Here is a 23324-nt window from a genome sequence, read left to right on the forward strand (position 1 = left end):
TCCGGCCCTTTTTTTGTGCCCGGTTTTATGCCCGGGGAAAGGCAATCAGGTGATCCGCTTCCACCCGCACAGGGACATGTTCGCCCAGGTGAAAGTCCAGATGGCTCCGGAACAGCGCCTCGAATTCAGTGTCTTCTGATACCCGGAAGCGATAAAGGGTCGAAGTGCCCGCAAAGGTCTTTTCCACTACCTTGGGCCTGAGGTCTGAATCCGGATCATGGACAATGTCGTCCGGACGGATCAGAACATCCACCAGAGTTCCCTCCGGCCAGGTGTAGGCCCGATTGCCCTCGATTACACCAAGCTCCGATATGATGGCATCGTGTCCGCGGGCAATGCCGGGGATGAAGCCGCCCTGGCCTACAAACCCTGCCACAAAACGGTTTGCCGGCTCGTGGTAGAGATTGTAGGGAACGTCCCACTGCTGAATTTTGCCGTCTTTCAGAACAGCTACCTGGTCACACATGGCAAAAGCTTCCTGCTGGTCATGAGTGACCAGAATGGCGCTGATTCCGAGGGTTTTCAGAATGTCCCTGACATCCAGACTGAGGCGGCGACGCAGGTCGGCATCCAGATTGGAGAAAGGTTCATCAAGCAGTATCAGTGTGGGCTCCGGTGCCAGTGCGCGAGCGAGGGCTACTCTCTGCTGCTGGCCTCCCGACAGTTCGTGGGGGTACTGATTGGCGAGGTCCTGGAGGTGAACCAGTTTTAGTAATTCGCCGACCTTCTGGCGACGGTCGGCCTGTGGTTGGTGGCGCAGGCCAAATCCGACATTGTTGGCAACGGTCAGATGAGGAAACAGGGCGTAGTCCTGAAAAACCATGCCGATTCTGCGCTTCTCCGGCGGCATGGTGCGCCCGGGAAGACTGATGGGTGTGGACTCGAGAAGGATTTCACCCTCAGTGATGGGAAGAAAGCCGGCGAGCGCCCTGAGCATGGTGCTTTTGCCACAGCCGCTTGGGCCAAGCAGGCATCCTATGTCGCCCTGGCCCAGGGCAAATGTCACATTCTTTACGACGGACACATCTCCGTAGCCACAGGAAAGGTTTTTGACCTCAAGAAGCCAGGGCGCCACTGATGAATTGGGTGTTGTCATGCTGGAGTCAGTCCAGTTGGCCGAGAATGAGAAACTCAAGCAGTGCTTTCTGGGCGTGGAGCCGGTTTTCCGCTTCGTCCCAGACGACGGAGCCCGGGTGCTCAAGCATGTCCTCGGAAATTTCCTCGCCGCGGTGAGCTGGCAGACAATGCATGAAGAGTGCATCTCTGCTGGCGAGTGACATCAGGGCAGGGCTTATCTGATAGCCGGCGAAGGTGCGGGCCCTGGCGGCCTGCTCGTTTTCCTGTCCCATTGAGGCCCAGACATCGGTGACCAGCAGGTCGGATCCCCGGGCTGCCTCTTCCGGATCCGGGACAATCCTGACCCGGTCGCCAGCCTCGGACACCAGCCGGGCATCGGGTTCGTAACCCTCCGGGCAGGCGACCCGGAGCTGAAAATCAAAGAGCTGGGCAGCATTGATGTAGGAGTTGCACATGTTGTTGCCGTCGCCAACCCAGGTCACCGTGGCGCCCTTGATGCTGCCCCGGTGTTCACGGTACGTCTGCATGTCGGCCAGCAGCTGACAGGGATGATAGTCGTCTGTCAGCGCATTGATGACGGGCGCCCGCGAGACGGAGGCAAAACGGGTTACGGTCTGGTGATCAAACGTCCGGATCATGACTGCATCCGCCATGCTGGAAATGACCCTGGATGAGTCTTCCACCGGTTCTCCCCGGCCCAGCTGCGTGTCCCTCGGCGACAGGAAAAGCGCCGCTCCGCCGAGCTGTGTCATGCCGGCCTCGAAGGAAACTCTCGTGCGGGTAGAGGATTTTTCAAAGATCATCGCCAGTACACGATTTTTGAGTGTGTCCCGGACCTCTCCCGCGCGCCAGCTGCGCTTCAGTTTGCTGGCATGATCCAGGAGAAGGTCCAGTTCGACCGCCGAAAGGTCGTTGAGGGTCAGGAAATGTCTTGTTGGCATGGCTTTGCCCTTAAATGCGAATAGACAGTTGGTAATGAAATCTGGACAGGCCGGATAGGCGGCTCAGTGTCGGGTATCCCCGCCGCCTTCCGCAAAGGATGCAGCTCGTGGGCGTTTGCGATCGTCTCCGGCATGAAGTTTGATGATCCGTACCACCTGCTCAACCATGAAATCGGCTTCCGCGTCCGTCAGGGTCAGCGGCGGAAGGAGGCGAATGACCCGTTCCGAGGTGATGTTCAGCAGCAGTCCCTGGGTCTTGGCGAGTGGCACAAGTTCAGGACAATCGGATGTCATTTCAATCCCGATCATCAGACCAATGCCCCGGATATCGCGAATGTAATCGGCGCCGCTGAACTCATTTTCCAGCTGTCCGACGATGCGGGCACCCAGTTCCTCTGCCCGTTCCATCAGCCCATCCCGGCGCAGGGTTGCGAGCACTTCCAGCGCCACCGCGCACGCCAGTGCATTGCCGCCAAATGTAGAGCCATGATGGCCGGGGTGGAAGGTCTGTGCGGCTTCGCCCCGGGCCAGGCAGGCCCCGATGGGGAATCCATTACCCAGGCCCTTGGCGGTAGTAACGACATCAGGGGTTACACCAAAATGCTGGTAGGCAAAAAGGTGGCCAGTGCGACCGTTGCCTGTCTGGACCTCGTCCAGCATCATGAGCCACTGGTGCTGGTCGCAGACAGTGCGTACATCTTTCAGCCACTGGCCATCGGCCATCCTGACTCCGCCTTCCCCCTGGACCGGTTCCAGAAGAACCGCCACAACACTGGCATTGGAGGCGGCAACCGCTTCCAGAGCGGCGATATCGTTGAATGGCACCCGGATAAACCCGCGGACCAGCGGCTCAAAACCCGCCTGGACTTTGCGGTTACCGGTGGCAGTGAGGGTGGCCAGAGTGCGGCCATGAAAAGCCCTCTCCATCACCGCGATGACTGGCCCTTCGATGCCCCGATTGTGACCATAAAGCCGGGCCAGTTTGATGGCTGCCTCGTTGGCTTCGGCCCCGGAATTGGCCAGAAAAACGCCGTCCATGCCCGACATGTCGCACAGCTGGCTGGCAAGCTGATGCTGGACTTCTGTGTGAAAAAGGTTGGAGCAGTGCAGCAGCTTTTCTGACTGCTCGCGGATTGCCCGGGTGATGGCAGGATGGGCATGACCCAGCCCGCACACGGCAATCCCGGAAAATGTGTCGAAATAATGGTGCCCTTCGGTATCGAACAGCCAGGGGCCTTTGCCGTGATCGAAAATGATCGGCAGACGTCCGTACGTGTTTAACAGCGGTTGGTCCGCCATGATGGGTCTCCGTGGCACCGTGTGTTCCGGGTCTTCAGTGAGCCGGAACTGAAGGTCCCTTTAAGTAAGCCCGGAATGTATATGTAAGCCCGGATGTTGACGGTCCGGAAAAGGGCGGCAGTCCCCGCCAGATTCCGGAAACGACAACAGGCCGGCATTGCGGGAATCCGCACCGACAGGATAGCGTGACTGAAACTGCTGGGAGAGCCTGCTATTCAGGCAAGTTTTCAAGTCTAGCGGGTAACCCTTATAATGACAATCATCCGGCGTCCGGCCAGGGCTGGCGCCGCCCGGCGGCCACGTGGCCAGTGCCGGAGAGCTCCAATTCCACTCAGGTGTTTGGTGCAGCTTTGCCGGGATGTGTACAATGGAGTCAATGACAGAAGTCAGCCAGAAAAGTGTTTTGGGCAGGGCCGGAATGAGCGGCAGGCCTGACAGGAGCAGCGCTTTTAATACCGTTTGATTCAGAGGTGACATGATTATGGATATTAACGAAACCATCAGGGACCAGCTTGAAGCCAATCCCGTTATCATCTACATGAAAGGGTCTCCCCAAGCCCCCCAGTGTGGCTTTTCCGCCAAGACCGTACAGGCACTCATGGCCTGTGGTGAGCGTTTTGCGTTCGTCAATATCCTGGATAATCAGGAGTTGCGTGAAGGTCTTAAAGCCTACTCGAACTGGCCCACGTATCCTCAGCTTTACATCGGTGGCGAGCTGGTTGGCGGCTGCGACATCGTTGTTGAGCTGTCCGAGAGTGGTGAGCTTGCCGAGATGGTGAAAGGGGCGGCCAGCAAGACAGAAGCCTGAACCGGAGGCTCAGCCTGAGTCGCCCGGCTCGTAAATCAGTTTTACCTGATAGCGGAATCCCCCGGACCGGTCCGAATCCGGGGGGCGTGCAAAGGGGCTCGCGCGCAGCGCGGCCCTGAGGTACGACTGGTCCAGCCTCTCATTTCCCGAACTTTCCACGATTTCCGCATTCACGAGGGCGCCATTTCCGAGTAGCCGGAGGTCCAGTTTCACTGTTTCAGCCCTGAAACGATCTGCGCCTTTTGGCAGAGCAACTCCACTGTGGGCCATCTCGGCGGCAATTTTTGTGGCCAGTTGCTGGATATAGGGCAGCGCTGTTGGGTGATCCAGTTTGGCAATCTGGCTTACTTCTGCTGTTTCCCTGCCTTCGATGGGGGATGGCCTGCCCGGACCTGCCGATTCTGCCGCTTGCGCTTTCACCGCTCGTGTCGCAGTCGGTTTTTCAGGCTGCGGCTCACCAGGTTTTTTCGAGGGGATTTCACGCTTTTCAGGCTCTTGCGCTGAAGCATGGCTCGGTGCTGTTGTCCGGACCTCTTCAGGCCGGATCTGTCTGGATATGGGCAGTTGCGAAGTCCGGCTGGCTGGCTGGTTTGCCTGCGACGCCCTGTTTCCAGGGGCAATCAGAGTGATCTCAAGTTTGACTTGATCTGGCCTGGAAGGGTCGGGCAGTAGCAGGACGACACCGGCACCGATCAGAGAATGGGCGAATAGAGCCAGTGATATGGCAAGCACAAGCCGGTAGCTGGAAGGAAGCCTTGGTTGACTGCTGAATTCCAGCATGGTGCCTCAGGTTGCCTGTTTTCCGAAGGACGCGGAGGGGCAGCTTATTCTAGCTGCCAGCGCCAGGAAAGCCGGGTTATGCGGGATATTCAACATGGGTGCTGCAACACGAAAGCTGGGATTAGCTATCAGGCCGTTTTTCGCCGCAAGCTGCCTATAACGGCGTTTAATGCCCTGTCAATCAGTGCTCCCTGCTCCAGGGTTGCCAGCCGGCCTCGCCGCATTTCGACTGCCAGTTCATTACGGGTTTTTTCTATGACTTTCAGCCCCATCCGGTTGACGAACACAAGGCAGTCCGCTTCTTCGATGACCGCTGAAAGTTTGCAGCGGAAGCTTGTGCCATTAACCAGTTTGAATTCAACCCAGTGACCAATATCGATGGCGTCGACCTGCGCAAGGTATTCGGCCGTGACGGCGTCCCCGGGCTCCTGGTTCGTTTGAGGCGGGAGCGCCTCTCCCTCGTCTTTTGCCGCCTCGACCTGGGCATCCCGGATTTCGGTCTGTGTCTGGGCGCGAAAGGCCTCGGTCAGCTCGTGCTTGAGCTCTGCCATCATTTCATCGAGTCTGGTGGAGTTGTAGGAAACCTCCTCGAGGCCGGCCCGCAGAGCCTTGAGAAGGCCGGGCACAACCCGGACCCACTGGTCCCGTTCAGTATCTTCCATGTGGGGATGGAGGCACCAGATCAGGTCATCTACCACCCGGAGGGTCTGGTTCCACCGATGTTCCACGTCATCCCGGAGATAGGCCAGGAACATGACACGGCTCCAGCCGTTGAAGAGAATTTCCCTTATTGAATCCGGGACACGATGCCGTGCAAGCCGCTCATTCAGCAGCCGGTCGACGGTTTCCTGTGCCTTGTGCGACTTGATTCTTCCCCGTTCGGCCTCGCGGGTGCGTTGTTCCACCAGAGACGCCTTCCGATTCTCCTTCGCAAGAAACTGGTCAAACTCCTCCCCCAGTTGCTCGAACAGAACTATGTCTCCATCGAACTCTTCCAGAATCCGCTGAACAATCGTGTGAACCTGCTCGTAAAGCTTGTCCCGGGCTTTCTCGTCGCTTTCGCTCCAGCCTATGCCAGCGCGGGCGAGCGTGTTGAGCAGCTTGCGGGCGGGGTGGCTGGACTTGCTGAAGAATGAGCGGTCACGAATGACCACTTTGAGAATGGGGATCTGTAACCGGCTGATCAGTACCTGTATGGGCGCGGACAGGTTGTAATCATTCAGAATGAATTCAAACAGCATTGAAACGAGGTTGATTACATCCTCGTCTACTTCAGCGAGTGCCGGTTTTTTTCCATCGCCGGTTTTTGTCTCCCGCAGCAGGTGCTCGACAATCCTGTGCAGATCAATGACTACCGGTTCGCCGGCGCTGAGGTTGTCGGAGTGTGTGGTCTGATCCCGGGGTAATTTCGCAAGCATCTGGGCCAGTTCGGTCCCACCTACCAGGTGCAGCGTGGGATCGCTGGAGCGGGGCGCAGGATTTCCCCCGCTGGCCCTTTGCTGGGCGAGCATTTCACGAATCTGGCCAAACAGGGCTTCGTCACGGAGGCCGCCCGGGGTTTCTGGCTGCTGACCGGGTTCCGGCGTTTGCGGGCTGGTGGTTGGGGGGACGGCCTTGCGCTGGGCCTCTGCTGTTTTCCCCTGGTGCCGAAAATTGGGAATAATGCCAGCCTGGGCAAGAATGCGATTCGCTTCGTCCAGCAGCATGCCAAGGTTGGAAACCACGTACCGGTCGAACTGTTTGAGGACGATCAGCCTTTCCCGGATCTGGATTTCGAGCGCCTGGGCTGCCTCAACAAAAGCGCCACAAAGATGCTCGGGAGACAGGGGATTAACGGGATTACTTTCGCTGGCATCGCCGTAAACAAGGCTGAATCTTGCCTGCAACTGGATAAGAGGGCCCTGGAAATGCGCCCGGGACTTGGCCACCATTGCATTAAAGGCAACCTGTTCCTCAAGATCGTCATTATGAACGAGAGAAAGGCTGTCGCTGGTCTGTTGATTCGCCGGGTCGAAGGGGGAAGCGCCAGTGCCCAGTGGGGGCTCAATAAACAGGCGGGAAACCGCTGACTGAAAATGCTTTTCGATGCCCTTGCGCTTGATGCGGATTTCCCGCATGGCTTCGAAATAGCGATTTTGCTCATTGTTGCTGCGGGCGTTGTTTGCAAGTTCAAACAATGAATCATCAACGGCGTCAAACGCCCCCTGCAGCAGATCCCCAAGGCCGGCCACTACTGTGTCACGAATGCGGACAATTTCCGGAGGCAGGTTGGCCACTGCTCCAAGCCCCTTTGACTCGTGGAGAAAATGTATGCCGGACCTTTTTTTCATGGACGACCCCTGTTACGCCTCAACCGGATACATGACCGAGCCTTTTGAGTTTTCCAGATTATTATTTTCTGGTTAGTATTGTAAGTTACCGCAAAATGCCCATGCGAAACATGAACAAATGCTAACGAGGCAGTTTTTCCCTTGTCAGTCTGCAGATCCGGCCATTCTGGCCCCTGAGGAGGGGCAGGGCATTGGCTGCCCTGACGCACTCCGGCCCTCGCCGGTCAAGACCGCATTCTAACTCGTGTAAACAGGCCCGATGCCCACGCTCCAGATAACCACACTCATGGCGAGCAGGCCCACAAACATGACCAGGCCCACCGTCAGAACGGAGGATGCAAACATGAAGCCGCGGTCCGCCGGTATCTTCATCAGGATTGGCAGGCCTTCGTATAGCAGATAGACAGAGTAAGCTACGGCAATCAGCCCCACAAGCATGTTCAGCCATACATTGGGGTAGGCGCCAATGACCCCGAGAAGAAAAATTGGTGTCGCAGTGTAGGCTGCCAGAATGACGCCTCTGGGCTTCTCTTCCTTCACGTCATAAGTTTGCGCAAAGAAATCTATGAATCGCCCGATCATGTAAGTGCCGGCCAGCATGGCGGCATAGAAGAGCGCGCACAGTTGCAGTCCGCTGCTCTGGGTAAGCCGGATGACCTGGCCGTCACCTATCTGCCATCCAACCTGGGTTGCTCCATAGTAAGCGGCTCCTGCGGGAATCAGGGCAAGAAGAAGTACGTGCCCGAGATAGAGCATGCTGGTGGATTCAGAATCATTGCGGATGGACTCCCATTCGCGGTTTGGATGGGCAATCAGGCCGACCGTGTGGCTGAGGCTCATGGACAAAACTCCGGTTGTTATTATGGTATTTCTCAGGCTCAGTGTTGATATTAAATTGAGGAAGGTCAAGCGCGGGGATTGACTTTGATCTTGTTAGTAATTCGCAGGCTATAACTTAATCGTATATGGCCGGAGCCGGGCTCAGGCTGGGGGCTGGCGATTCTTGCGACGGACTGCAGGATGGACGATCGCGGCCTTCACCACATTGTCCTTGATTTGCAGCACCTCCACCCGATGTCCGTTTACTTTCAGGCAGACATTGGTTTCAGGGATGCTTTCCAGGGTTTCGGTGATGAGTCCGTTGAGGGTTTTCGGGCCGTCGATAGGCAATTTCCAACCCAGGCTCTTGTTGATTGTCCGCACCGAGGCTGTTCCATCAATGATGAAGGTGCCGTCGTCCTGAGGAATGACGTCAGGGCTGGTAGCCGCGTAATCGGTAGTGAATTCTCCGACAATCTCTTCAAGTATGTCTTCCAGGGTGGCAATGCCAAGCACGTCGCCGTACTCATCAACCACTATTCCTATACGCCTCTTGGCCTTCTGGAAGTTGATGAGCTGGGTGTTCAGAGGCGTGCTTTCCGGAATGAAATAGGGTTCCCGGCAAAGCTGAAGGATCATGGCCTTGTTAATGTCTTCCTGCATCAGCAATTTGGAGGTGTTGCGCAGGTGAAGCATGCCCTGGATGTTGTTGATGTCGCCCTTGAATACTGGCAGGCGGGTGTGCTGGCTGCTCCGGAGCTGACGGAGAATGCCGTCCATGTCATCTTCCAGGTCGATGCCGATGACCTCGTTGCGCGGCACCATGATGTCGTTGACGGTTACTTTTTCAAGGTCAAGGATGCTGATCAGCATATCCTTGTGCTTGCTTGGGATCAGTGCGCCGGCTTCGTTGACCAGCGTGCGCAATTCCTCGCGGCTCAGATGGTCGTTGGCGATATCGTTCGGTGAGGCACCAATCATCTTGAGGATCATGCCGGTGAACAGGTTGACTAGCCAGACGACCGGATAAAGAATTTTCAACAGGGGGCCCAGAACAAGACTCGCCGGAAACGCGATCTTTTCAGGAAACAGGGCAGCCAGGGTCTTCGGAGTTACTTCGGCGAAAATCAGAATTACAATGGTCAGGCCCACCGTAGCGATGGCGATTCCTGCGTCGCCCCATATACGGATGGCGATAACAGTGGCGATCGCGGAGGCCAGGATATTGACGAAGTTGTTACCAATGAGAATCACGCCAATCAGCTGGTCTGTTCTTTTGAGCAGACTGTTGGCACGTTTGGCCCCTTTGTGGCCGGTCTTCGCCAGGTGTTTGAGGCGGTACCGGTTCAGGGACATCATCCCGGTCTCTGAGCTGGAAAAGAAAGCAGAGAGAACGATAAGTGCAGCCAGTATGCTGAACAGCACTGTAAGCGATGCCTCGTTCAAGAAGACGGGTCCTTTTGTTACCGGTAAGTAGCGAAAATAGGGTTGTGAGCCCCTGGTGTCAACACACTCATGGGAATGGTCGGCGGATTGCAGATCCTTTCTTCACGCGCCCTGGCGGAAAACCAGTTCCAGAACAAACTTGCTTCCGAAAAATCCCAGCATCAGCAGCAGGCAGCCGGCCAGGGTCCAGCGGCTGGCGGTTATGCCTCGCCAGCCCTGGGTGTAGCGACCTACCAGCAGGGCTACAAACACGGCGAGGGAGATCAGGGAAAACAGGGTTTTGTGGGCAAGGTGCTGGGCAAAGAGGTCGTCCACGGAGACGGCTCCCGTGATGATTGCCAGCACAAGAAGAATGACGCCGGCCCAGACCATCTCAAATAACAGGGATTCCATGGTCTGCAGGGGCGGCAGGTTGCGAACCAGCAGGCTGTTGTAGTTGTGCTTTAGCTGCCAGTTCTGGACGTACAGCAACAGCGCCTGAAAAGCAGCCAGAGTGAACAGGCTGTATGCTGTCACCGAGAGTGCTATATGAGCCAGCATGCCGTAGTTATCCTGGGGCACGAGCCTTGCTGGGGCATGAAACACCAGGGCGACCAGTACAGTAAGGGCGGCCATTGGATAAACGGCGAGAAAAAGGCTCTGTACCGGCTTGCGCAGGTTAAGGGCCAGCAGAAGGGCCACTATGAGCCAGGAAATCAGCACGGAACTTTGAAAAAAGCCCAGATTAAAGGCACCCTGCGATCTGACTGTTTCCCAGATCAGTGCTCCATGGCTGATGAGCGCCAGGCTGCCCACCAGCGTGACAATGCCGGCATTAAGGTGGACCCTGCCGCGAAAACTGAGGGCCTGAAGCGCGGTTCCGAGGCTGTAGATAAAGAGTGTGGTCACTGCGAGAATCAGGGTGCCCATGACATCCTTTTGGTCAGATTGCAGGTTAAGGAAGTGTGCGGCGCCTGCTGAATTGGCCGGGCCGGTCGTTTCAGCGCCACAGTCTGGGGTATAATGTCGCGATTGTGCAACCGGAATCAACCGGTTCCCTCACTATCAGGGAGTGCTGAATAAAGCCATGTTTGAAAACCTGACCGATCGACTGTCCGGCAGTCTGAGAAAGATCTCAGGCCAGGCCCGGCTCACTGATGACAATATAAAGGATACCCTGCGGGAAGTCCGCATGGCATTGCTGGAGGCGGATGTTGCGCTTCCGGTGGTCAAGGCCTTCATTGAGGGTGTGCGTGAACGCGCCATCGGCCAGGAGGTAATGCGCAGCCTCAGCCCCGGCCAGGTGTTCGTCAAAGTGGTGCAGGAAGAGCTTGAGCGGGTGATGGGGTCCGGTAATGAAAGCCTGAACCTTGCTGCCCGGCCTCCTGTCGTCATCATGATGGCGGGCCTGCAGGGCGCGGGCAAGACCACCACGGTGGCCAAGCTCGCCAGATTTCTCAAGGAACGCCAGAAAAAATCGGTTCTGGTGGTCAGTGCCGATATTTATCGGCCGGCGGCCATCCGACAGCTGGAAACCCTGGCCGGCGAAGTGGGGGTCAATTTCCACCCCAGCAGCGCTGACCAGGACCCGGTGGCCATTGCGGAAGGCGCAATGGATGCGGCGCGCAGAAAACACATCGATGTAGTGATTCTGGATACCGCGGGCCGGCTCCACGTTGATGAGCAGATGATGGGTGAAATCGGCCGCCTTCATAAGGCGGTGAATCCCACTGAGACGCTGTTCGTAGTTGATGCCATGACGGGTCAGGATGCTGCCAATACTGCCAAGGCATTTAACGATGCGCTGCCGCTGACCGGTGTCGTACTCACCAAGACTGATGGCGATGCCAGAGGGGGGGCCGCACTGTCAGTGCGGTACATCACCGGCAAACCGATCAAGTTCCTCGGTGTGGGCGAGAAGGTGGACGCCCTTGAGCCTTTCCATCCGGACCGGGTCGCTTCCCGCATTCTGGGTATGGGCGATGTGCTGTCGCTTATCGAAGATGCCGAGCGCAATATCGATAAAAAGAAGGCGGAGAAGCTCACCCGCAAGATCAAGAAGGGCAAGAGTTTCGACCTGGAGGATTTCCGGGACCAGCTCCAGCAGATGAAAAACATGGGCGGCATCGGCGGGCTGATGGACAAGCTGCCAGGCATGGGTCAGATGGCCCAGGCCGCCCAGCAGCAGGTCAATGACAAGAGCATGGGACAGCTGGAAGCTATTATCTGTTCAATGACGCCCAAGGAGCGACGGTATCCCGACGTGATCAACAACGCCCGCAAGCGGCGCATCGCCAACGGCTCCGGGACCCAGATCCAGGACGTCAACCGTCTGCTCAAGCAGCACAAGCAGATGCAGAAGATGATGAAGAAGTTCAGTAAAAAAGGCGGAATGGCCAACATGATGCGGGGAATGCAGGGGATGATGCCCCCGGGCGGCGGCAAGCCGCCATTTGGCGGTATGTAAAAGTCGCAGCAGATTCGCTGTTTTCTTTGGCAGGGTTTTAGCATAGAATAGCGCCCCTTTCGAGTATGAGACTTCTCGCGCGACACACTGGCGCATGGGAATCGTACAACGTTCGTACAACAGACAGGATATTGGTCGAAATGGTAACAATCCGTTTGGCTCGTGGTGGCTCCAAGAAGCGCCCGTTCTACCATCTGACAGTCACCGACAGCCGCAAAGCACGCGACGGTCGGTTCATTGAACGCGTTGGATTTTTCAACCCGGTCGCCCGTGGCCAGGAAGAGCGTCTGCGCGTTGAGCGTGATCGCGTTGATTTCTGGCTGGGCCAGGGTGCACAGACCAGTGACCGTGTTGCCCAGTTGCTGAAAAGCACTGCAGAGTAAGCTTGATCCGCGCCGGGGTGCAGGCATGACGCAGCGTTCGCAGGAAACTGTGGTAGGCCGGATAACCGCGGTGTTTGGGATCAAGGGCTGGGTAAAGGTGTATTCTTACACCGACCCGCTGGAAGGCATCCTGAATTACCGGAACTGGACTGCCGTTCTTGACGGCAAACGCATACCGGTAAAGCTCGAAGAAGGGCGCAGGCACGGCCCGGGCATTGTGGTCAAGTTAAAGGGCGTCGATGATCGCAACGCTGCCATGACTTACGGCGGAGCAGACATCGTTGTGCCCACAGAAGATCTTCCGCAACTGCCGGAAGGAGAGTTCTACTGGCATCAGCTGGAAGGACTGAAGGTTGAAACAGCCGAAGGTGAAGATCTCGGCAGAGTCAATCACATGATTGAGACCGGCTCCAACGACGTGCTTGTGGTTCAGTCCACTGAGACGTCGATTGATCAGCGTGAACGCCTGATTCCGTATCTGCCGGACCAGGTGGTCAGATCAGTAAAGCTGTCGGAAGGCCTGATTGTGGTGGACTGGGATGTGGAGTTCTGACAGGTGTGGATCGGCGCGGTCACCCTGTTTCCCGAGATGTTTCCCGCGGTCACTGAAGTGGGTGTCACCGGCAGGGCTGTCCGGGATGGATTGCTGACCTTTCAGAGCTGGAATCCGAGGGATTTCACCCGGGATCGCCACCGTACGGTGGATGACCGCCCCTACGGTGGTGGTCCGGGAATGCTAATGAAAATCCAGCCCCTGCGGGATGCCATTCACGCAGCGAGGCAGGCGGCCCCGGGCAGGGCCTGCGTTGTCTATCTTTCTCCCCAGGGAGAGAGGCTGAATCAGACGCTGGTGCAATCGCTGGCTGCGGAAGAACGGCTGATCCTGGTTTCCGGTCGCTATGAGGGCGTTGATGAACGTCTGATTGCAACCGAGATCGACCGGGAAGTGTCCCTGGGGGATTTTGTCCTTTCAGGTGGCGAACTGGCAGCCATGGCTGTCATTGATGCGGTTACACGCCTCATCCCCGGAGCGCTGGGTCATGCGCAGTCGGCAGAGCAGGATTCATTTGCCGATGGTTTGCTGGACTGTCCGCACTATACCCGGCCCGAAGTTTACGATGGCCAGGCGGTGCCGGATGTATTGTTAGGTGGTCATCATGATCAGATCCGGCGTTGGCGTCTCAAGCAGGCGCTGAGGCGAACCCGGGAGCGACGCCCCGACCTGCTGGAGCAGCGGGTGTTTACGGACGAAGAGCGTGAGCTGCTGGAAGAACTTTTGAATGAACCGGGTGCCTCTGAAACATCAGGGCATTAAAAGATTGAGTATCAGGAGCATACGATGAGCGGCAAGAACAACATCATCAGTCAGATTGAAGACGAGCAGACGGCCAAGGAAATCCCGGCTTTCGGCCCAGGGGATACAGTGGTTGTCCAGGTCCGCGTCAAGGAAGGCGAGCGTGAGCGTCTGCAGGCCTTTGAAGGCGTGGTCATTGGTAAGCGCAACCGTGGCGTGAACTCGTCATTCACTGTACGCAAGGTTTCGTACGGCGTGGGCGTTGAGCGTACTTTCCAGACCTACAGCACGCTGATCGACAGCGTACTGCTGAAGCGTCGGGGCGATGTTCGTCAGGCCAAGCTCTACTACCTCCGCGAGCTGTCGGGCAAGGCCGCACGGATCAAGGAAAAGCTGGGCTGAGCCGTTGCTTCCTGGCAGCGACCATCCCCGATTTCCGGGATGCATGCATGAGTGCAGAAAAGGCAGCCATTGGCTGCCTTTTCTGGTTGTGGTGACAGTCGTAACGGACTCCGGAGTGCGCCAGTGAGGGAGTCTGACCTGAGGCCCGGAGACGGCGACCTGATTGTCCGTTTTCTGGATACCCTGTGGCTGGAAGATGGTCTGGGTGAAAAAACCCGGCAGGCCTACCGGAGTGATCTGATCCAGCTTTCCCGCTGGCTTCGCTCAAGGCCGGGGGACATGCTGCTCAAGGAGGTCACTCGGGGCGATCTGCTGGCCTGGATATCCCGGGGCATGGCTGAGGGCCGCAAGGCGTCAACGGCCGCAAGGCGACTGTCCGGCCTCAGGCGCTTCTACCGTTACCTTTTGCGGGAAGGCGTGATCGCTGAGGATCCGACCCTGCGAATTGACAGTCCCAGGCTGCCCAGGCGCCTTCCGGATACACTGTCGGAGGAAGATGTTGAGACTCTCCTGCGGGAACCAGATCCCGGGCTGGCTCTTGAGCTGCGGGACAGGGCCATGCTGGAAATACTCTACGCCTGCGGTCTGAGAGTTTCCGAACTGGTCTCGCTCCGTGTTGATCAGGTCAACCTGCGCCAGGGCGTGGTGCGGGTGGTGGGCAAGGGCAACAGGGAACGGCTGGTTCCGCTTGGGGAGGAGGCCGTGGACTGGCTTTTGCGATATCTTCGTGAGGGGCGCGGTGAAATGCTTCGGGGCCGAGCATCCGATGCGCTGTTTCCCGGTAGCCGGCCCGAGGCCATGAGCCGCCAGGCCTTCTGGTACCGGATCAGGCATTATGCGGCGCGGGCAGGGATACAGAGAAAGCTTTCTCCGCATACTCTGCGACACGCGTTCGCTACCCATCTGCTGAATCACGGGGCTGATTTACGGGTAGTCCAGATGCTGCTCGGGCACTCGGATCTCTCGACTACGCAGATCTATACCCATGTGGCCCGCCAGCGATTGCAGTCGCTCCATCAAAGTCATCATCCGCGGGGCTGAAGGCTCCGGACGCGGGTCACAAACAGTGTTGGACGGGGGCGCGCTGGCGCCATCTTGTTGTTACACTGAACTTCCCGGGCAAGCGGGTGTCGGAGGTTTCTGGTGTGGTGTGCGGTTCACGCCACCGCCAGACAGCATCCTCGCTAACCCGGGACACCGGAATTACACTACGGGACTGAATATGACCTTCCAGAAACTGTTTTGCCGCCTTGCTTTGACGCTTGCCCTGGTGCCGGCTGTCTTTCTGGCCACTCCCGTGATGGCAGATGACGCTGAAGACGCCGTCCGTGAGCGGATTGAAAAACAGGTACCACGCCTGACAATTGCCAGTGTTCGTCCGGCCCCTGCGCCGGGCCTGTATGAAGTGGTCACTAGCGGGGGAGAAGTGATTTACGCTACCGAAGGCGGAGAATATCTTCTCACCGGCGACCTGCTGCAGCTGACAGATTCGGGAATTTCCAACGTCACCGAATCCGGGCGTGCCGCGGCACGTGCCGATGTACTGGATGAATTTGGTGAAAAGGGCCTGATCAGCTATCCCGCCAAAGGCGATGAGAAAACCGAAATAGCCGTTTTTACCGATATCGACTGTCCCTACTGCCGCAAATTCCACAATGAAATTGGTCGGCTCAACGAACTTGGCATTACTGTCCACTATTATGCCTTTCCCCGCTCGGGTCCGAACACTCCATCATTCTCAAAATATGAATCCGTCTGGTGTGCAGAGGATTCCCGGGCGGCCATGGATGCTGCCAAGCAGGGCCGTAACGTCGATCAGAAGACCTGCGAAACTCCGGTCAGGGCCCAGTTTGAACTTGGCAGCCGGGTCGGCGTAACCGGAACACCCGCCATCGTGCTGGAAGATGGCAAGATGGTTCGGGGTTATGTGCCAGCGGACGAGCTGGCACGCGGGCTTGGACTGCTCTGATCCCGGGCGCCGGCGCAGAGATTTTTTTACGGGGCCAAACGGTATATTATGCCGCCCCATAGCCATTCAACAGGAACAGGGGCGTTAGTTTGAAAGAGGTCAGGGTCGGAATCTGCGGATTGGGAACAGTAGGTGGTGGTACTTTCCGGGTACTGGCACGAAACGCCAAACTGATTGCCGGGCGTGCCGGCTGCGGGATTCGCGTTGCCCGCGTGGCCACGCGCACCCCGAAAGACGAATTCGAGCTGGGGGATATTCCTTTCAGTCGGGACGTGTTTGATGTGGCCAATGACCCGGATATCGATATCCTTGTTGAGCTCATAGGCGGTTATGACACAGCAAAGGAGCTCGTGCTAACCGCCATCCGTAATGGCAAGCATGTAGTTACCGCCAACAAGGCCCTGATTGCAGTTCACGGCAATGAGATTTTTGCCGCTGCCGAAGAGAAAGGCGTGATCGTCGCCTATGAAGCGGGTGTCGCTGGTGGCATTCCTGTTATCAAGGCCATCCGCGAGGGCCTGGCTGCCAACCGTATCGACTGGATCGCCGGCATCATCAATGGCACAGGTAACTATATCCTGACTGAGATGCGCGCCGGACGGGAATTCGAGGAGGTTCTCCGGGAAGCTCAGGCGCTGGGCTATGCGGAAGCCGACCCCACGTTTGATGTCGAGGGAATCGACGCGGCCCACAAGCTGACCATCCTGGCCTCTGCGGGTTTTGGCGTGCCGTTACAGTTCGACCATGCCTATACCGAAGGCATTTCAAAGATTACCCCCTATGACATTACTCACGCAGAACTGCTCGGGTACCGGATCAAACACCTGGGGATTGCGCGCCGGCGGGACGATGGGATGGAGCTTCGTGTGCATCCCACCCTGGTTCCGCGCAGTCACCTGATCGCCCAAGTGGACGGTGTGCTCAACGCGATTGTAGTGGATGGTGATGCTGTAGGTCAGACCATGTACTACGGACCCGGCGCCGGCGACGAAGCCACGGCATCGGCGGTCATCGCCGATCTGGTGGATGTGGCCCGCTCCGTGATATGCCAGAGCGGTCAGCGTGTGCCCTATCTCGGCTTCAATACCGATGCCATGGAGGACCTGTCTGTTCTGCCCATGGAAGACATCCAGTCTGCCTATTACCTGCGTATTCAGGCGCTGGACCGGCCGGGCGTGTTGGCAAAGGTGGCGTCCATCCTGAGTGAGCATGGCATCAATATCGAGTCCATCATGCAGAAAGAATCTGAACTGATGGATGGAAGGATCCCGGTCATCATCCTCACCCATACGGTGCAGGAACGTCAGATCAACCGCGCAATCGAAGACCTGGAAGCCCTGACTGATATTGAAGCCCCAGTTGTTCGCATCCGTGCCGAAAACTTCAGTTAACAGGAACGCAAGGTGAGATACATCAGTACGCGCGGCCAGGCGCCGGCGCTGGGTTTTGAGGATGTCCTGCTGACCGGGCTGGCGCCCGACGGTGGTCTCTATGTGCCGGAGTCGCTGCCGCACTTCAGTCTGGAGGAAATCCGCAGCTGGCGGGGTCTTTCCTACAGCGAACTGGCCTTCAACGTCATGTATCCCTTCGTGGAAGATGCTGTGCCGGCGGATGACTTCCGGACCATGCTGGATGACACCTACCGGGTGTTCGCTCACGGAGCAGTAGCGCCGCTGGTGCAGCTGAACAGCAACGAATGGGTGATGGAGCTGTTCCGCGGGCCGACCCTGGCGTTCAAGGATTTCGCTCTGCAGCTGCTGGGCCGGCTGCTGGATTATGTGCTGGAGAAGCGCAGGCAGCACGTGGTGATCATGGGGGCGACCTCCGGTGACACCGGCTCGGCCGCCATTGAAGGCTGCCGGCGCTGCGAGCATGTGGACATTTTCATTCTCCATCCCCATGAGCGGGTGTCCGAAGTGCAGCGCCGCCAGATGACCACGGTCAAAGGCGACAATATTCACAATATTGCCGTTCGCGGCAACTTTGATGACTGCCAGCAGATGGTCAAAGCCAGCTTTAGCGACCAGTCGTTCCTGGGCGGCAAGACCCAGCTGGTGGCTGTGAACTCCATCAACTGGGCCAGAATCATGGCCCAGATCGTGTATTACTTTCATGCCTCCCTGGCGCTGGGCGGGCCTGACCGCAGCCTGGCCTTTTCTGTGCCCACAGGCAATTTTGGCGATATTTTTGCCGGCTATCTTGCCCGTCAAATGGGGCTGCCCATCAGCCAGCTGGTGATCGCCACCAATCGCAACGACATACTGCACCGCTTCCTCAGCGGCAACCGCTACGAGCAGCAGCAGTTGGAACATACCCTGTCGCCGAGCATGGACATCATGGTCTCCAGCAATTTTGAGCGCCTGCTGTTCGACCTGCATGGTCGCGACGGTGCCGCGGTCAAGTCACTGCTCGAAAGCGCCCGTAAAGGGCCGGTGAGCATCGAAGACTATCGCTGGAAGCATATGCGCAAGCTGTTCGACAGCGCGGCCGTGGATGATGAGTCCACCCTTTCCACGATCCGCGAGATCTTCGAGCAGAATGAATATCTGCTGGACCCCCATACGGCAATCGGGGTGCGGGCCGCAAGGGAATGCCGACGGGACCGCAGCACGCCCATGGTTACCCTGGGTACGGCCCATCCAGCCAAGTTTCCTGAGGCCGTTGAGCGCTCCGGCGTATCGGCGAGCCCGGAGTTGCCACTGCATCTGAGCGATCTGTTCGAGCGGGAAGAACGTTTCACAGTGCTGGATCATGATCTCGGGGCTGTCCAGGACTTCATCATGGAACACTGGAAACATGCCTGATCGCCTGTACCCGGGATGATGACTCCAAAAAAGATCCTGCGCCGTCCACTTCCCGTAAACGGGATTTCCTGGGGAAGCCAGCTCCCCGACATTCTCCGGCGGCTCTATGCCGCCCGGGGGGTGACGTCGGAAGACCAGCTCAGCTATACCCTCAGACATCTTGCATCACCCCTTGAGCTGCGTGGCATTGGTCGGGCAGTGGAACTCATGGCCGAGGCGATTGCCCGGCAGCAGAAAGTGATGATTCTTGGGGACTTTGATGCAGACGGAGCGACCAGCACGGCTGTCGCCATGCTCGGGCTTTCCATGATGGGGCTGGCTGACGTGGATTTCCGGGTGCCCAGCCGTTTCGCCGACGGCTACGGTCTCACCCCGGGGATTATTACCCGCCTGCAGGAAGAAGGCTGCCTGCCGGATCTGCTCATTACTGTTGATAACGGCATATCTGCCATAGACGGCGTGCGGGCTGCCCGCGATCTGGGCGTCCGCGTTTTGGTCACCGATCACCACCTGCCAGGGGAAACCCTGCCGGATGCGGATGCCATCGTTAATCCCAATCAGCCCGACTGCCCCTTTCTCAGCAAGAATGCGGCCGGTGTCGGTGTAATGTTTTATGTGCTGACGGCTCTGCGGCGGCATCTCCGGGAGACCGGGCAGATGACCGAGGCGCAGCAGCCCAACCTGGGTGTGCTGCTGGATCTGGTGGCGCTGGGAACCGTGGCTGATGTGGTGCCGCTGGATCACAATAACCGCATTTTTGTGGAGCAGGGCCTGCGTCGGATCCGCCAGGGGGAGGCAAGGCCTGGCATTCTGGCGCTGCTGGAAGTGGCGGGCCGGGACCACCGTGAAATCAGCGCCGCAGATCTGGGCTTCGCAGTGGGGCCAAGACTCAATGCTGCTGGCCGTCTTGATGACATGAGCGTGGGCATTGCCTGCCTGCTGGCGGACAGCCCTGACGAAGCCCGTCGGCTTGCGGTCTCCCTGGACAGCCTTAACCGGGAGCGGCGGAGTATCGAAACTGGCATGAAGGCGCAGGCCCAGGAACTGCTGGCGTCTCTGTCCCTGGACACCGAAGGTCTGCCCTGGGGGTTGGCCCTCTACGATCCGGACTGGCATCAGGGGGTCATTGGAATACTGGCTGCGCGCCTGCGGGAGCAGACCCACCGACCCGTGATTGCCTTTGCTCCTGGCGAGGACGGACTGGAGCTCAAGGGTTCGGCCCGCTCCATTCCAGGCCTGCATATCCGGGATGTGCTGACCGTGGTGGATGCCCGTCATCCGGGCCTTCTGAAAAAGTATGGAGGCCACGCCATGGCCGCCGGTATGACCATCGCTCCGGACAGCCTGGAGCGCTTTTCAGTAGCCTTCGACGAAGCTGTTCGCGCTGCGGTCACCGCTGAAGATCTGGAGGCCGCCATTGTCACCGATGGCCCGCTTTCTGCCGCGGAACTGACACTGGAAACAGCTGCGCTTTTGCGCAGAGCCGGCCCCTGGGGGCAGCATTTCCCGGAACCCCTGTTTGACGGAACCTTCGAGGTCATCCGCCAGAGGATCGTGGGGGAAAATCACCTCAAGCTGGTGCTCCGACCGACGGAAGGCGGGGAGATCATTGATGCGATCGCCTTTAACACGGGCCCGGCCGTTCCGGATTTCACCCGCACCGGGGCCCGGGTAGTCTACAAACCGGATGCCAACACCTTCCGTGGCCGCACCAGCCTGCAGTTGTTGATCGACTACCTGGAACCCGCCTGACGCGGCGACAGGTACAACGGCTGATTTACGTCGCCAATGTCTGTAAAATGCCGCGGCAGATCCTCACCATGTGTCCCTGCATCCGGCCACATGCCACCTTTTTTGAGAGTGCGAGAAGCTTTTCATGGAAATCAATCCGATTGTATTGACGATTAAAGACCTGCGAGAGCGCACCGATGCGCTTAGGGGGTATCTTTGACTACGATCAGCGCAGTGAGCGGCTGGTTGAGGTGGAGCGTGAGCTGGAAGATCCAAAGGTATGGGAAGATCCTGAGCGGGCCCAGGCGCTGGGCAAGGAGCGCGCCGATCTGGAGCTGATCGTCAGGACCATCGACAACCTGACTTCCGGGCTTGACGATGCCGAGGGCCTGCTGGACATAGCCGCCGAAGAGGAGGACCAGGCCACTGCCGACGAGATAGTGGCGGATCTGGAAAGCCTCAATAAAGAGCTCGAGAAACTGGAGTTCCGGCGCATGTTTTCCGGCGAGATGGATTCCAACAACGCCTATGTGGACATCCAGGCGGGTTCCGGCGGCACCGAAGCCCAGGACTGGGCCAACATGCTGCTGCGGATGTATCTGCGCTGGGCGGAGCGTCGGGGTTTCAGGACCGAGATCGTCGAGATCCAGGACGGTGAGGTGGCCGGTATCAAGAGCGCCACGATCCACGTCCAGGGTGATTACGCCTACGGCTGGCTCAGAACCGAGACAGGTGTCCACCGGCTGGTGCGCAAATCGCCCTTTGACTCCGGCAATCGCCGCCACACTTCTTTTTCCTCAGTGTTTGTGGCACCGGAAGTGGACGACAGCTTTGAGATCGAGATAAATCCGGCCGACCTTCGGGTGGATGTGTATCGCGCCTCTGGCGCCGGAGGTCAGCACGTTAACCGGACCGAATCCGCGGTGCGCCTGACCCACAACCCTACTGGAACGGTTGTGGCCTGTCAGTCGGGGCGAAGCCAGCATCAGAACAAGGACTACGCCATGAAGCAGCTGAAGGCGAAGCTTTATGAGCTTGAGATGCAGAAACGCAACGCTGAGAAGCAGGAACTGGAAGACTCCAAGTCCGACATCGGCTGGGGCAGCCAGATCCGCTCCTACGTGCTGGACGACAGCCGCATAAAAGATCTCCGAACCAGGGTGGAAACCAGCAATACCCAAGCCGTGCTGGACGGCGATATCGACAGGTTCATCGAAGCCAGCCTGAAAATGGCCCTTTGATACGGCACCTTCCAACCGACTCCAACGGGTAGTGAGAGAACATGACTGACCAGACGCCGAATGCCGTCCAGCAGGATGAAAACCGCCTGATTTCCGAGCGCCGGGCCAAACTGGCCACCCTGCGGGGCCAGGGCAATGCCTTTCCCAACGACTTCCGTCGGGACAGCACTGCTGCGGGCCTGCAGGCGGAATATGGGGATAAATCAAAGGAAGAACTGCAGTCGCTGGCCATAACCGTGGCTGTCGCCGGTCGGCTGATGCTGGACCGCAAGGCGTTCAAGGTGATTCAGGACATGAGCGGCCGTATCCAGATCTACGCGTCGAAGGATGTGCAGAAGGACACGAAGCACTGGGACCTCGGGGACATTGTTGGCGTGCGGGGAATTCTCTGCAAGTCCGGGAAGGGCGACCTGTACGTGTCCATGGACCAATACGTTCTGCTGACCAAATCCCTGCGGCCCCTGCCGGAAAAGCACAAGGGCCTGACGGATACCGAGGCCCGCTACCGCCAGCGCTATGTCGATCTGATGATGAACGAGGATACCCGGCGGGTGTTCCATGCCCGTTCCAAAATCATCAACTGCATCCGCAATTTCTTCATCCAGCGGGATTTCATGGAAGTGGAAACGCCGATGCTGCAGGTGATTCCCGGAGGGGCCACTGCACGCCCCTTCGTGACCCATCACAATGCGCTGGACATCGACATGTATCTGCGGATAGCCCCGGAGCTGTACCTCAAGCGGCTGGTGGTTGGCGGTTTTGAACGGGTCTTTGAAATCAACCGGAATTTCCGGAATGAAGGCCTCTCGACCCGGCATAATCCGGAATTCACCATGCTTGAATTTTACCAGGCTTATGCGGACTACAACGACCTCATGGATCTCACGGAGGCGATGCTCAGGGAAACCGCACAGAGCGTTCTCGGCACCACCATGGTGGTCAATACCCGTCCCCGTTCCGATGGCGAAGTTGAAACTGTTGAATACGACTTCGGGCAGCCTTTTGCGCGCCTGACCGTGGTGGAGTCGATTCTGAAGTTCAATCCGGACATGTCGGAAGCCCAGGTCACTGACGACAATGGTGCCAGGCAGATTGCCCGTGATCTGGGTATCGCCATCAAGGAGGGCTGGGGCCTCGGCCGGATACAGGTGGAGATCTTTGACAAGACCGTGGAGCACCGGCTTGTCCAGCCCACGTTTATCACCGAATATCCGACGGAAGTGTCTCCCCTGGCCAGGCGCAAGGACAGCAATCCGTTCGTCACCGAGCGGTTTGAGTTCTTCGTCGGCGGGCGGGAAATCGCCAATGGCTTCTCCGAGCTCAACGACGCGGAAGACCAGGCTGAGCGTTTCCGGGAGCAGGTCGCGGAAAAGGAAGCGGGTGACGACGAAGCCATGTTCTATGACGAGGATTACGTCACCGCTCTGGAATTCGGGCTTCCGCCCACGGCCGGAGAAGGCATCGGTATTGATCGCCTGGCCATGCTGCTGACGGATTCAGCCTCCATCCGGGACGTCATTCTGTTCCCGGCAATGCGGCCCGAGCACCGCTAAA

The 23324-nt window shown here is 58.1% G+C and carries 21 protein-coding genes; 13 read left to right on the top strand and 8 right to left on the bottom strand.

Going from position 1 to position 23324, the window contains the following annotated elements; translation table 11 throughout:
• Positions 1 to 25 precede the first annotated feature (25 nt).
• The 3 genes from LG327_RS09180 to LG327_RS09190 form a co-directional block, all read right to left on the bottom strand.
• Complete coding sequence (locus tag LG327_RS09180; RefSeq protein ID WP_404368773.1) at positions 26 to 1096, bottom strand: ABC transporter ATP-binding protein; 1071 nt, start codon at positions 1094 to 1096, stop codon at positions 26 to 28.
• Positions 1097 to 1103: 7 nt separating this feature from the next.
• Entirely contained in the window at positions 1104 to 2018 is a 915-nt protein-coding gene (gene argF, locus LG327_RS09185) for an ornithine carbamoyltransferase (protein WP_404368776.1), read from the bottom strand.
• Positions 2019 to 2081: 63 nt separating this feature from the next.
• Positions 2082 to 3317, bottom strand: coding sequence for an aspartate aminotransferase family protein (locus LG327_RS09190; RefSeq protein ID WP_404368779.1), 1236 nt, complete (start codon positions 3315 to 3317; stop codon positions 2082 to 2084).
• Positions 3318 to 3798: 481 nt separating this feature from the next.
• On the opposite strand from LG327_RS09190, the gene grxD reads away from it, so the two are divergent.
• Complete coding sequence (gene grxD / locus LG327_RS09195) at positions 3799 to 4125, top strand: Grx4 family monothiol glutaredoxin (protein ID WP_404368782.1); 327 nt, start codon at positions 3799 to 3801, stop codon at positions 4123 to 4125.
• 9 nt (positions 4126 to 4134) lie between these two features.
• Here the strand turns inward: grxD and LG327_RS09200 are convergent, their stop codons facing one another.
• The 5 genes from LG327_RS09200 to LG327_RS09220 all read right to left on the bottom strand — a co-directional run bounded on the left by LG327_RS09200 (position 4135) and on the right by LG327_RS09220 (position 10409).
• A complete protein-coding gene (locus tag LG327_RS09200) occupies positions 4135 to 4905 on the bottom strand; it encodes an energy transducer TonB (protein ID WP_404368785.1) in 771 nt (256 codons plus the stop codon).
• A 128-nt stretch (positions 4906 to 5033) separates the two neighbouring features.
• Positions 5034 to 7235 carry a DUF1631 domain-containing protein gene (locus LG327_RS09205; protein WP_404368788.1) on the bottom strand — a complete coding sequence of 734 codons (2202 nt, stop codon included), beginning with the start codon at positions 7233 to 7235 and terminating at the stop codon, positions 5034 to 5036.
• A 237-nt stretch (positions 7236 to 7472) separates the two neighbouring features.
• Positions 7473 to 8075, bottom strand: coding sequence for a Yip1 family protein (locus tag LG327_RS09210; RefSeq protein ID WP_404368791.1), 603 nt, complete (start codon positions 8073 to 8075; stop codon positions 7473 to 7475).
• A 141-nt stretch (positions 8076 to 8216) separates the two neighbouring features.
• Entirely contained in the window at positions 8217 to 9500 is a 1284-nt protein-coding gene (locus LG327_RS09215) for an HlyC/CorC family transporter (RefSeq protein WP_404368794.1), read from the bottom strand.
• A gap of 102 nt (positions 9501 to 9602) precedes the next feature.
• Positions 9603 to 10409, bottom strand: a complete 807-nt coding sequence (locus LG327_RS09220; RefSeq protein ID WP_404368797.1) for an inner membrane protein YpjD — start codon at positions 10407 to 10409, stop codon at positions 9603 to 9605.
• A gap of 157 nt (positions 10410 to 10566) precedes the next feature.
• Here LG327_RS09220 and ffh point away from each other — a divergent pair, with 157 nt between their 5' ends.
• From ffh to lysS, 12 genes are all read left to right on the top strand, one after another.
• On the top strand, positions 10567 to 11946 hold the full coding sequence (gene ffh / locus LG327_RS09225; protein ID WP_404368799.1) for a signal recognition particle protein: 1380 nt from the start codon (positions 10567 to 10569) through the stop codon (positions 11944 to 11946).
• A 140-nt stretch (positions 11947 to 12086) separates the two neighbouring features.
• Entirely contained in the window at positions 12087 to 12329 is a 243-nt protein-coding gene (rpsP, locus tag LG327_RS09230) for a 30S ribosomal protein S16 (RefSeq protein ID WP_404368801.1), read from the top strand.
• 25 nt (positions 12330 to 12354) lie between these two features.
• On the top strand, positions 12355 to 12882 hold the full coding sequence (gene rimM / locus LG327_RS09235) for a ribosome maturation factor RimM (protein WP_404368803.1): 528 nt from the start codon (positions 12355 to 12357) through the stop codon (positions 12880 to 12882).
• 3 nt (positions 12883 to 12885) lie between these two features.
• Complete coding sequence (gene trmD, locus LG327_RS09240; RefSeq protein ID WP_404368805.1) at positions 12886 to 13644, top strand: tRNA (guanosine(37)-N1)-methyltransferase TrmD; 759 nt, start codon at positions 12886 to 12888, stop codon at positions 13642 to 13644.
• A gap of 24 nt (positions 13645 to 13668) precedes the next feature.
• Entirely contained in the window at positions 13669 to 14025 is a 357-nt protein-coding gene (rplS, locus tag LG327_RS09245; protein ID WP_404368808.1) for a 50S ribosomal protein L19, read from the top strand.
• 123 nt (positions 14026 to 14148) lie between these two features.
• Positions 14149 to 15066 (top strand): site-specific tyrosine recombinase XerD, encoded by a 918-nt coding sequence (xerD, locus tag LG327_RS09250; protein ID WP_404368810.1) that lies wholly within the window; start codon positions 14149 to 14151, stop codon positions 15064 to 15066.
• A 181-nt stretch (positions 15067 to 15247) separates the two neighbouring features.
• The gene (locus tag LG327_RS09255; protein ID WP_404368812.1) at positions 15248 to 15994 is read left to right on the top strand and encodes a DsbC family protein; all 747 of its coding nucleotides are present in this window, start codon (positions 15248 to 15250) and stop codon (positions 15992 to 15994) included.
• Positions 15995 to 16083: 89 nt separating this feature from the next.
• Complete coding sequence (locus LG327_RS09260; protein ID WP_404368815.1) at positions 16084 to 17385, top strand: homoserine dehydrogenase; 1302 nt, start codon at positions 16084 to 16086, stop codon at positions 17383 to 17385.
• Positions 17386 to 17397: 12 nt separating this feature from the next.
• On the top strand, positions 17398 to 18798 hold the full coding sequence (gene thrC, locus LG327_RS09265; protein ID WP_404368818.1) for a threonine synthase: 1401 nt from the start codon (positions 17398 to 17400) through the stop codon (positions 18796 to 18798).
• Between the two features lie 18 nt (positions 18799 to 18816).
• The gene (gene recJ, locus LG327_RS09270; protein WP_404369321.1) at positions 18817 to 20550 is read left to right on the top strand and encodes a single-stranded-DNA-specific exonuclease RecJ; all 1734 of its coding nucleotides are present in this window, start codon (positions 18817 to 18819) and stop codon (positions 20548 to 20550) included.
• Between the two features lie 124 nt (positions 20551 to 20674).
• Positions 20675 to 21770, top strand: a protein-coding gene (gene prfB, locus LG327_RS09275; protein WP_404368821.1) for a peptide chain release factor 2 whose coding sequence is annotated in 2 segments (ribosomal slippage) — positions 20675 to 20746 and positions 20748 to 21770 — 1095 coding nt in all. Because the reading frame shifts where the segments join, the coding sequence is not laid out codon by codon here.
• A gap of 41 nt (positions 21771 to 21811) precedes the next feature.
• On the top strand, positions 21812 to 23323 hold the full coding sequence (gene lysS, locus LG327_RS09280; protein ID WP_404368824.1) for a lysine--tRNA ligase: 1512 nt from the start codon (positions 21812 to 21814) through the stop codon (positions 23321 to 23323).
• Position 23324 lies beyond the last annotated feature (1 nt).

This window comes from Marinobacter sp. (assembly GCF_044799475.1).
Taxonomy (GTDB): domain Bacteria; phylum Pseudomonadota; class Gammaproteobacteria; order Pseudomonadales; family Oleiphilaceae; genus Marinobacter.

Bases quoted from the DNA above. Each gene is read 5' to 3' on its own strand.
- LG327_RS09180 (WP_404368773.1), bottom strand. From the start codon at position 1,096: ATGACAACACCCAATTCATCAGTGGCGCCCTGGCTTCTTGAGGTCAAA.
- argF (WP_404368776.1), bottom strand. From the start codon at position 2,018: ATGCCAACAAGACATTTCCTGACCCTCAACGACCTTTCGGCGGTCGAA.
- LG327_RS09190 (WP_404368779.1), bottom strand. From the start codon at position 3,317: ATGGCGGACCAACCGCTGTTAAACACGTACGGACGTCTGCCGATCATT.
- grxD (WP_404368782.1), top strand. From the start codon at position 3,799: ATGGATATTAACGAAACCATCAGGGACCAGCTTGAAGCCAATCCCGTT.
- LG327_RS09200 (WP_404368785.1), bottom strand. From the start codon at position 4,905: ATGCTGGAATTCAGCAGTCAACCAAGGCTTCCTTCCAGCTACCGGCTT.
- LG327_RS09205 (WP_404368788.1), bottom strand. From the start codon at position 7,235: ATGAAAAAAAGGTCCGGCATACATTTTCTCCACGAGTCAAAGGGGCTT.
- LG327_RS09210 (WP_404368791.1), bottom strand. From the start codon at position 8,075: ATGAGCCTCAGCCACACGGTCGGCCTGATTGCCCATCCAAACCGCGAA.
- LG327_RS09220 (WP_404368797.1), bottom strand. From the start codon at position 10,409: ATGGGCACCCTGATTCTCGCAGTGACCACACTCTTTATCTACAGCCTC.
- ffh (WP_404368799.1), top strand. From the start codon at position 10,567: ATGTTTGAAAACCTGACCGATCGACTGTCCGGCAGTCTGAGAAAGATC.
- rpsP (WP_404368801.1), top strand. From the start codon at position 12,087: ATGGTAACAATCCGTTTGGCTCGTGGTGGCTCCAAGAAGCGCCCGTTC.
- rimM (WP_404368803.1), top strand. From the start codon at position 12,355: ATGACGCAGCGTTCGCAGGAAACTGTGGTAGGCCGGATAACCGCGGTG.
- rplS (WP_404368808.1), top strand. From the start codon at position 13,669: ATGAGCGGCAAGAACAACATCATCAGTCAGATTGAAGACGAGCAGACG.
- LG327_RS09255 (WP_404368812.1), top strand. From the start codon at position 15,248: ATGACCTTCCAGAAACTGTTTTGCCGCCTTGCTTTGACGCTTGCCCTG.
- recJ (WP_404369321.1), top strand. From the start codon at position 18,817: ATGACTCCAAAAAAGATCCTGCGCCGTCCACTTCCCGTAAACGGGATT.
- lysS (WP_404368824.1), top strand. From the start codon at position 21,812: ATGACTGACCAGACGCCGAATGCCGTCCAGCAGGATGAAAACCGCCTG.